This is a genomic window from Candidatus Melainabacteria bacterium (assembly GCA_003963305.1).
GTDB lineage: Bacteria > Cyanobacteriota > Vampirovibrionia > Obscuribacterales > Obscuribacteraceae > PALSA-1081.
On the sequence record RXJR01000029.1, the window covers coordinates 1 to 9,579 of the forward strand.

The 9,579-nt window shown below is 51.2% G+C and carries 8 protein-coding genes; 2 read left to right on the forward strand and 6 right to left on the reverse strand.

The window, feature by feature from the left end:
• Positions 1-102 precede the first annotated feature (102 nt).
• From EKK48_26500 to EKK48_26515, 4 genes are all read right to left on the reverse strand, one after another.
• Entirely contained in the window at positions 103-888 is a 786-nt protein-coding gene (locus EKK48_26500; protein ID RTL36361.1) for a VWA domain-containing protein, read from the reverse strand.
• 9 nt (positions 889-897) lie between these two features.
• Complete coding sequence (locus EKK48_26505; GenBank protein RTL36362.1) at positions 898-3,003, reverse strand: CAP domain-containing protein; 2,106 nt, start codon at positions 3,001-3,003, stop codon at positions 898-900.
• 128 nt (positions 3,004-3,131) lie between these two features.
• Positions 3,132-4,016 carry a peptidoglycan editing factor PgeF gene (gene pgeF, locus EKK48_26510; protein ID RTL36363.1) on the reverse strand — a complete coding sequence of 295 codons (885 nt, stop codon included), beginning with the start codon at positions 4,014-4,016 and terminating at the stop codon, positions 3,132-3,134.
• A complete protein-coding gene (locus EKK48_26515) occupies positions 3,947-4,852 on the reverse strand; it encodes an SDR family oxidoreductase (GenBank protein RTL36364.1) in 906 nt (301 codons plus the stop codon). The genes pgeF and EKK48_26515 overlap by 70 nt, the downstream gene beginning before the upstream one ends.
• 206 nt (positions 4,853-5,058) lie before the next feature.
• On the opposite strand from EKK48_26515, the gene EKK48_26520 reads away from it, so the two are divergent.
• The gene (locus EKK48_26520; GenBank protein ID RTL36365.1) at positions 5,059-6,414 is read left to right on the forward strand and encodes a hypothetical protein; all 1,356 of its coding nucleotides are present in this window, start codon (positions 5,059-5,061) and stop codon (positions 6,412-6,414) included.
• Positions 6,415-6,745: 331 nt separating this feature from the next.
• Complete coding sequence (locus tag EKK48_26525) at positions 6,746-7,345, forward strand: tetratricopeptide repeat protein (GenBank protein ID RTL36366.1); 600 nt, start codon at positions 6,746-6,748, stop codon at positions 7,343-7,345.
• Positions 7,346-7,431: 86 nt separating this feature from the next.
• On the opposite strand, the gene EKK48_26530 is transcribed toward EKK48_26525, so the two are convergent.
• Both EKK48_26530 and EKK48_26535 read right to left on the reverse strand, forming a co-directional pair.
• Entirely contained in the window at positions 7,432-7,896 is a 465-nt protein-coding gene (locus tag EKK48_26530) for a YaiI/YqxD family protein (protein ID RTL36367.1), read from the reverse strand.
• A gap of 6 nt (positions 7,897-7,902) precedes the next feature.
• On the reverse strand, positions 7,903-8,286 hold the full coding sequence (locus tag EKK48_26535; GenBank protein RTL36368.1) for a hypothetical protein: 384 nt from the start codon (positions 8,284-8,286) through the stop codon (positions 7,903-7,905).
• Positions 8,287-9,579 lie beyond the last annotated feature (1,293 nt).

Sequence of the window (9,579 nt, forward strand, 5' to 3'; positions counted from 1 at the left end):
GGTTGAGCATCGTGCAGTGGTTGAGCATCGTGCAGTGGTTGAGCATCGTGCAGTGGTTGAGCATCGTGCAGTGGTTGAGCATCGTGCAGTGGTTGCGCATCGTTATGGTTGCGCATCGGCTGGCTTTTCTTTCGGCAGGACGCGACCTGAAATTGCTTGATCGACGCTCCTTCCGATACCGTCTATTAATTCAGTCGAAGAGTTAGCCTCGTAGTACTTTCCAAGACTAATTGCGGTAATACATTTGAGCTGCTCGCGCGCCGCCTTCTCTCGAGCCAGGTCGACACCGACGACGTCCACTTTCATTCTGATGCCACGCGCCCTGAGAAGATTGAGGTAGGCACATGGATCGCCGCCGCAGGTATCGGCGCCATCGGTGATTAAGATCACAGTCTTCGGACCGACAACTCCTCTGAAATCTTCCTCGGCTGCCTGGCGAAGAGCGAACATTATCGGAGTCATGCCATAGGGCTCGATCTGCCGGATACTTTTGATGATGGCACCACGATTGTGTTGACCGATGGGAACAAGCAGAGCCGTCTGCTGGCAATCAATTTGAGCCAAATTGGAATAGTTTTGTCCGAAAACCCGCAGACCAATGTTGACGCTGTTTGGAATGCGACTCAGTGCATTCTGCAAAACTTCTTTGGCGGCAGTCATTTTCATCTCGCCACTGAGTTTCTCTTTCATGCTGTAGGAAGCATCCAGAACAAACAGAATATTTACTGGACCCTCTTCCGGGTCACCACCACGTTCCAGACGATCTTGAGCAAGCGCAGCGGAAGACAACGATGCAAACGACGCAACGCTTGTAGCCAGCGCCACCAGATAAGGTGCTATTGAGAATTTCGGTACTATGGAGAATTTCGGTAATTTTGGGAATTTCAAAACGGATCTCTAATTATCGCTCTTGTGGTGCTTTTGCTTTTTCTTTTCTTCTTTCAGGTCCTTTTCGTCGTGGCTGTTATCAGTCGAATCACTCGAATTAGCTGACACAGTCGGTGTTTCAATGCGAGCCGAAACGTCTTCATCGACATGCTTCGCCAGTATCGCACGTCTGCTAATCGGCACAGGTTTGCCGGTCTTGCTCAATGTACCCCAGATTGTTACGTAGTAAATTCCTTCTTTCCCATCTTTATTGATGGGCACTTTACCGTTAAAGGTCAATCCTTCCACCTTAACGCCACCATGAATCGGAATATCCGAAACCGGCTTCGGATCGCTGTTCCCAACACCGCCAGACATCGCGATCAAGGGCGCAGCCAGTGCGACAGGTGGTACGAAAACTCCACCCGCGATGGCAGCGAGCACTCCGGCTGTACGCAAGGCACTCATTGCACCACTGTAGTCTTTGGAAGATTTGGTTGCATATGCGACATAGTCTAACGGAGGGAAATAGGGCAGCGCTTCGTCCGATTCATCAGGAACCGCGGCAAGCCCTTTATTGGCTTCCCAAGCGAGAGTTATGCGATCAAACTGATACGGCTGCATAACCACGCCCTTGATCTCAAGTTTCTCACCAAGTGCGACTTCCTTCGGCAATTCGGGAATAATTCCATGGTTGGTGATGACTTCGGTGACAGCGATGAGTTTATCCTTACCTGGGGTCCAATTGATGCACAAGCCGATGTGAGTTGCATCTTGGTTGAGAATTGCGTCCCGGTCATCTTGCCTGGACATCAGCGTTTTCATGAGTTCGGCAACGGCGGCCCTGGTCGGGGACTTTGAAAAAGTGTCAAGCGTTTTGTTCGACACAATACTTTCCGTCAATGCTCCGGTGCCACCATTGACGGTGTAGCGACGGTCAGGATTCTCACCTTTGAGGTTGGCGTGCGAAATGACGTTCCGCCTGCACAATTCATCATTTTGCTCTTGTGCAAGCTTGTCAGCGAGCGAATCGATTGTCAGCGGTGCCAATCCAGACTTTGAGCGCTCTGAATTTATCAACTCCAGCATAAATTCCTTCATGTCTGCAATTGTTGTGGACTGCTGGTTTTCAGGACGTTGAGCCAGTCCACCGTAATAATCGAATTCAGAAGACGTCGGATCGCCCGTGATGAGAGAATTTCCCAGCGGATTGCCCGGCCAACCGCTGGACGGGAAGCGCAGATTGTCGATGTCGGCTGTGGGCTCATCGTCATTACCCAGCAACGTTTTCTTCAGCTGTTGGGTGCGATCGAACAAGGACATATCGGCAAAACTCTTCTGATAAATTGCAGTTTCCAACTTAGTAAGTCGCTGTTCGATGGGACTGTCACTGTAGCTTGCACCAAAAGTCAAATGCTCCATGCGACCAACTGACGGATAGCTGTCAGCAAGCGGTCCCTTGTTATCGCCCTGCGCATTCCTGTTGTCGCTCTGCGCATTCTTGTTGTCGCCCTGCGCATTCTTGTTGTCGCCCTGCGCATTCTTGTTGTCGCCTTGCGCATTCCTGTTGTCGCCCTGCGCATTCTTGTTGTCACCCTGCGCTGAACCGTTACCAGGAGCAGGCGCACTGGCGGGAGGGGCTGATGATTTACCACTAGTAGCAGCAGTGGGGAGTGGTGCTGTTTGCGCTTTCTCTGGCGCGGCAAACAATGGAGCGAAGTCTTTTGGGTTTGTCTTCGATGGAACCGAACTCGCAGGCTTTGAGTCAACTTTCAAAGGAACTACAGTCGCCGGCTTGGAATCGTCTTTCGATGAGACCGTACTTCCCGGCTTCGAATCGTCTTTCGATGAGACCGCACTTCCTGACTTCGAGTCGTCTTTCGATGAGACCGCACTTCCTGACTTCGAGTCGTCTTTCGAAAAGACCGCACTTCTCGGCTTCGAGTCAACCTTTGCTTCAGTAGCCTTTAGGCTAGCCTTCCTCGGCTGGCTTAAACTTGCCGACTTCGATTTGAATTTTGATTTCGTCGATGAAGCACCAATAGCAGCAGACAAATTGCCCGTAGTTAAGTATGGCAGCAAGGCTGCCAGTGCTATCACTCTGCGAAGACGATACTTAGAACCAGGACTTTTCATCACGTCACTTCGATGATGCTTCGCTTTCCATAGTTTGAACGATTTCAAGCAGTTTTGGACGTCCAAAAGGCAAACGCTCCAAAAATAGCAAAGATATGGGGAGAATTCATGCAGTGGACTTCCGGAATTTAACGGACGAGACTCCCGATTGCACCCTGCCGACCAGTCTTACCACCGCTCTGCCGATGAGAATAAAAGAGTTCCGGTTGGCATGCGGTACAAACATCAGTAACATCAACCTCTGCTACTCCCGACTCGAGCAGTTGCATTGCGTTTACCGCCTTCAAGTCCGGGTGCGGCACACCGTCTCTAGAAACAATCAGGTCGCCGATGTTACTGACTGTAGCTGAGAGCTTAGTCACCACCTCATCGCCAGTCGGATAGCAGCAAGTCCCAATTGCAGGGCCGACGGCCGCGACTATATCCGAAGGCTTAGACCCAAAATGATCGACCATAAGCTGAACGCCATTTTTCGCGATACTGCCAGCCGTTCCGCGCCATCCGGCATGTACGATGCAGAGAACATGGGTCTTCGCGTCATAGATGATTACAGGTACGCAATCAGCGAAATGCAAGAGCACCGGACGGTTTCGCTCATCAGTTGCAATGCCGTCGACTTCCTTATATGTATTTTTATCATCCGCAACCACAACAATGGCCGAGTGTACCTGGCCGGGCACAGCCAATCGCTGCGGGTCCAGACCGAGGGCACGACAGAGCTTGTGGCGATTCGCGGCGGCATCAGCACGCGATTCATCCGTATCCAGATGCCTGCCTAGATTGAAATTGTCGACAGGCGACGGGCTATTTCCACCCAACCTTGTGGTGAATGCGTGCACCAGTTTGGGCTGCGCGGCGAGCAACGGTGACTGGTTCAAAACCAAACCGTCAATTTCTCTGGTCAACCATGAGTTCTTTTTAAGGGCGCGTTCTAGAGTTTTGCTCAATGTAGTGAAAGTCCTCCACAGATATTTATAGCCTGTCCTGTAATTCCGCGCGCGGCATCCGAGCAAAGATAGGAGACAAGATTCGCCACTTCGATCGGCTCAATGAACCGCTCCTGGGGTACGGAAAGGCGCGCAATCTCAAGCGATTGCTCACGATTGATGTTGTTTAGACGACACCACTCTTCGTCGTTCAGTTGCTCCCTCGCCATGTCCGTATCGACCCAGCCCGGACAAACCGCGTTGACGGTGATGCCGTGCCGAGCTACTTCCAGTGCCAACGACTGTGTCATTCCAATCAGTCCGAATTTAGAAGCAGAGTAGGCCGCGCCATATGGTTCGCCCGATTTCCCCGATATAGAAGAAATGTTGACAATGCGCCCCCATTTTTTTTCTATCATCAATGGCAAAGCTGCCTTGGCAGCCCGCATCGAAGCAGTCAAATTGACCTCGAAAACATTTCGCCAGCTTTCCAGATCTTGCGAAACAAGGGCAGAAGAGGAAAATACTCCAGCATTATTGACGATGATATCGAGCCGTCCATAAGCATCTTGTATGCGTTGAATAGTCTCTTCGAGCGCATCAGGTTGTCCCACATCACACACATACATGGGACAAGTCTTCTCAACTAGCGCTTCTACCTCGGATTGGACCTCCGACAACGCCGTCTGATTCCGGCTAACAATAGCGACGGTTGCGCCTTGAGCAGCTAAATCGAGCGCGATGGCTTTGCCAATGCCACGACTGGCCCCGGTTACAAGGGCGACACGTTCCTTCAAGTGAGTTGTGGTTAACAGCGAAAACCTTCCCGAATCTTTCAACGCCGGGGATTTAGCCATGAATCGATATGCGATGGTAGTCGATTCAGCCAGGCAGCCCCACCCATAAAGCTTACAGCAAGTCATTCTTCATAGTTCCTAAGAGGTCTTAGGAGACTCTCAGAAACATACTTGGGAACATTGGTAGACTTTGTATGTCTTTAGGTTCAGATGGCATTTGATCCCTGCAGGGCACTGAATTCCAAAGTTTGTTTCATTGGCTTGACTGTTAACTATGGGTTAATTGATGCCGTGAACAGTAAAACAACATCTCTCTGGCAAGGTAAGGAATAATGAGCACGTTTAAAAATCACGCCAAGAACACGCTTATTGCCGGGGCTCTTCTCCTGAGCCAAACAATGTATTTGACACCACTGCCGGTGCTCGCGGATAGCTCCGTTCGTTTGGCAGGACAGACAATGTTCACGATCCCAGCGACGGGAGGCACTTCAGCCGACCATCGAGCTGAGACAGTCCAAAACAATCTCGACAACGCTCTGGTCGCAACGAAAGACAGAAGCCCATCATCAATTAATATCACGTATGTCAAAGGTTTACCGGTCATTACGCTTGGTGGTTACCAGGTTGTCACCGTAGACAGTGCCACTGCAAAAGCGGCGAACAGCACTCCAGCTGTTCTCGCAGGCAAATGGGCAGGCGCATTGAGAGAGTCGCTGGCTGACCAAGCCAGCGTGAGCAGCTATGTTTCACAACTGACCGGCAGCTTTGCCAGCAGTGCTCCGCCAGTGGCAGCGGCTCCCCCGCAAGCACCTATGCCACAGTCTCAAGACGAATACAACAGCGTCGGCGCTCGACCAGCTAATTATCAAGGTTCAGTCGGCTATCAAAATTTCAACGGACCAGGAAGTGCTCAATATGGCGGTGGTGGCGGATATCCTCCACAGGGTCAGTACAATGGTGGCATCGGCGGTGGTGGTTACCCGCCACAGGGTCAATACAATGGTGGCATAGGCGGTGGTGGTTATCAGCAACGCGGGCGCGTCGCTTACGCCCCAGCCGGTCTGACAATGCCCATCAGCCTGCAAACATCGATTTCGACACAAGTAGCCAAACCGGGTGATTTGATCCAGGCTCAAATTTCTCAGACGATGTACCTGGGCGACGCAACGATTCCACAAGGTTCGATTCTCACCGGCACCATAACCGATGCAGAAGCAGGACGCAGATTGAGCAGATCAGGTGAATTGTCGATCAAATTCAACCGCCTGCGCACACCAGACGGCATCGAAACTCCGATTACAGCTCACCTCGTTGGCGGAATCGGCAAATATACGGATAAAGGCAGCGATCAATCAGACACCGTGCGCGGTGAAGGTTGGAAAGCCAAAGTCGGTCAAACGGCTATCCGCGGCGGCGTAGGAGCTGGCGCAGGTGCTGCACTAGGTACAGCCATCGGCGCAATCGCCGGTCGCTCCGGCACTGGTGCCGGACGAGGCGCCTGGAGCGGCGCGGCTATCGGTGGCGGTGTTGGCGCAGCCAGCATGCTTATGCGAAAAGGAAGAGACGTGATTATCCCTTCCGGCACTCAGATGCAATTGCAACTTGATGCACCTGCGACCATCGCAGGCGGCGGAATGGGCGGACCCGGCGGTCAGCTCGCCACGCCATACGGCGGCGGAATGCAGTAAAACGCCACAAGTCTCAACCTGTGGACCGCAGCGCTATCGTGAAAGCATTTCCCGAGCTTCTCAGCCCACGGAGATGCTGACAGCGTGCGGTTCTCAGCTTGAGTGCTCATGTCCCGGGCCTTACTCGAAGGTAATTAATTCCGTGCGTGATGATGCCCACCAGTTGGCAGTCGTAACGTCGTGAATTAATTACATCGAAGTAAGGCCCCTGGCTAAGGTACCGAGTCAGCCTACCAATTGGCGCGCCAGTCGCACTTTCTATGAGACGTTTTTCGGATATCGAGCGGGCGTCCTTGATAATATATGCTCAGTGTCCCGTCTTGAGCTCATCATGCAACGAATACTAATTCTGTCTTCGCTCCTGGTTGTTTTGTTTATCGGCACTGCCGCTGTCGCCAAGAAACCACCGCAATCGCCGGCGCCGTATGTGCAAGCAGCAAACAGCTTCATGCAATCCAACCGCTACAAGGATGCCATCGACAACTATTCGAAGGCAATTAAGTTGGATAAGAACAATCCGGCTCTATATCAACAAAGAGCGAATGCAAACATTCAAATGGCAAAGCCAAAGAAAGCGATCAGCGATTTGAATAAAGCTTTATCGCTTGACCCCAACGACCCGAACACATACAACCTGCGCGCTCGCGCTTACGATGCGCTAGGGGACTTCAACAAAGAAATCGCAGATTTGAACGATCTGATCAGACGTACACCTGATAATGGTGTCAACTTGTTGTGGCGAGCAAAAATCAACAACCAACTCAAAAATCATAAAGACGTCATTGCCGATTGCGACAAAGCAATCAACTTGGGCTTGGGACGCCAGGATCTGGCGGACCTCTACAAGCTGAAGGCTGAATCGTACAAGAAGATGGGCAAGAAAACCGAAGCGAAACAAGAATTGGCTAAGTACGATTCATTGCAGCAGTAAGCCATCCGGCGCAATCAGCTATCGGCATCAGTCGACTATCTGTGCCTATAAATCATGCGCAATGCTCGGCTAGAACCCAAAAGGCATCAGGTCTTTGATTCGAGTCGCAATAACCGATTCAATTCGGAGTCGAAGTGATTGGCGAATGCTCGTTTAACTTTCTCATCGAATGGCTTTGGGCCGCCACTTACACTGCCTGTATCGCGCAATTCCGTCATCAAGTCTCTCCAAGAAAGATGCTCGCTGATATTTGCCTCTGTGTATTTATCACCGCGAGGGCTGAGAACGCTTGCCCCAAGTGGCACTAATTGAGCAGCAAGCGGAATGTCTTGCGTAACAACAAGATCATTTCTTTTCACATGTTCTGCGATATAGGCATCCGCAATATCCGGGCCCTGCTCCACATGCACAACAGAAATCAACTCTGAATCTGGCAACACGAGCTTCTTGTTGGCTACAAACGTAACCGGCACTTTTAGTCGCTGACTGGCGCGCAAGACGATGTCACGAATCGGTCCAGGACAAGCATCAGCATCAATCCAAATTCTCATAACTAATTAGACACCGATGCGTGTTACGACTCGGTGCCGCTTACACACAGGCTCCATAACGTCGTCGTGAAAGCGGGTCAGTAGCATCTGCTTCAAACCAGGATCCAGCATCGGCTCCAAAGAACCCGCTGGTTTAACGACTATTAAACCCTCTTCCTCAATCACTTCCAGCCAACCGTGATAGCGAATGTACTTTCGCTCCTCCTGCTCGAGTTGATCGTTCAAATCTATCAAGAAGAACTTGTAGACCATTCGTCCATCATCTAGAAATCGATAGGTCTCGAAGTACCAACCGTTGCAACACGAGGCTTTGAAGTCTTCCAGCAAAGCACGAGCTTGATTCTCAGTGCATTGCGCTTCCAAGCTACTCAGTTTGCCGGTTGAGGCCATAGGCGCGACTATTTTTTGCCTTTCTTCTTATTATCAGGCATGACTTCGCCATGTACCTTCGATTTTGCGTTAGGCATCATAGTTGCTTCGGATGCAGGTTCACCGGTGAATTCTTGCTGGAATTCGGCAAGGAATTCATCACCAGGTTTGATGACTGCCTCCTGCCCTTTCACGACAGTATCCTCAATCAACCAGCTTCCGGGAACGCCGCTCAGCGCGCCCCACACAAATCCTTTGATACGTCTATGGCGAACGTTGAGTCCGACAGGCTTCATAAATGCAAAAGACGGATTAGCGGCTCCGATCACCCCCAGGGCAATCGGCATAGCGCCGAAAGAAAAGGCACCAGCAGGCGCAAGAGCAGCGTTCAGTCCAATACGGATCGCTTTATAGCGGAGTTGCTGAGACCATGGACCAGTCACTTGACCTTCATGGTTGATGCCGAGTTCACGACCTTCGCCCTTGTTTTTGATCACTCGCGCAGCCCGAGCCGGCACCGCAACTAGTGGCAAGTGTTCACCCTTGTCGTTGATGATTTCATCGAACGAAATACCTAAACAACCAGAGTTTCTGTACCAGCGCGTTGGGCTGACCAGTGAATGCAGCGTACTACGAGCAGGCAAACTGTAGTTGATATGACCGTTCACTACAGCTCCTTTGCGAGCTATGAGGCGATCACCTATCTTGAGGTCGTATTTCAAACGCGCCTCAACGGGATCTCCCTTCTTGGCCGTTTTCGTTGTTAGTTGAGAGGAAATAACTACGGGAAATCTCGCACCAGTCTTGACGCGAGTTTTCCCTTCATCAGTCGGTAAGTCTTCGTACTTAATTGTGGTAGAAGTCTCTACGGCTTCATCATTGTCTACAACGATAGGCTCACTAGTCGTTACGCTGCCGAGTATTGGCATAGAAGCCAATTGCTCAGAGTCGGTAGCGCCGGTTTTGTGCAATTTCAAATCAGCACTGAAGACAGGCTTTTCGTTAGAATCAGACGCCGCCGATTCCGTAGTGCTCGACTCAGTTTTCGCGTCTGCAGTCGAAGCAGTTTCGGTCGCTTCAGTTTTTACTTCTGTAGTCGGTGCGGTCGCGGTCGCTTCAGTTTTTACTTCTGTAGTCGGTGCAGTCGCGGTCGCTTCGGTTTTTACTTCTGAAGTCGGTGCGGTCGCGGTCGCTTCGGTTTTTACTTCTGTAGTCGGTGCGGTCGCGGTCGCTTCCGTTTTTACTTCTGTAGTTGGTGCAGTCGCGGTCGCTTCCGTTTTTACTTCTGTAGTTGGTGCAGTCGCGGTCGCTTCC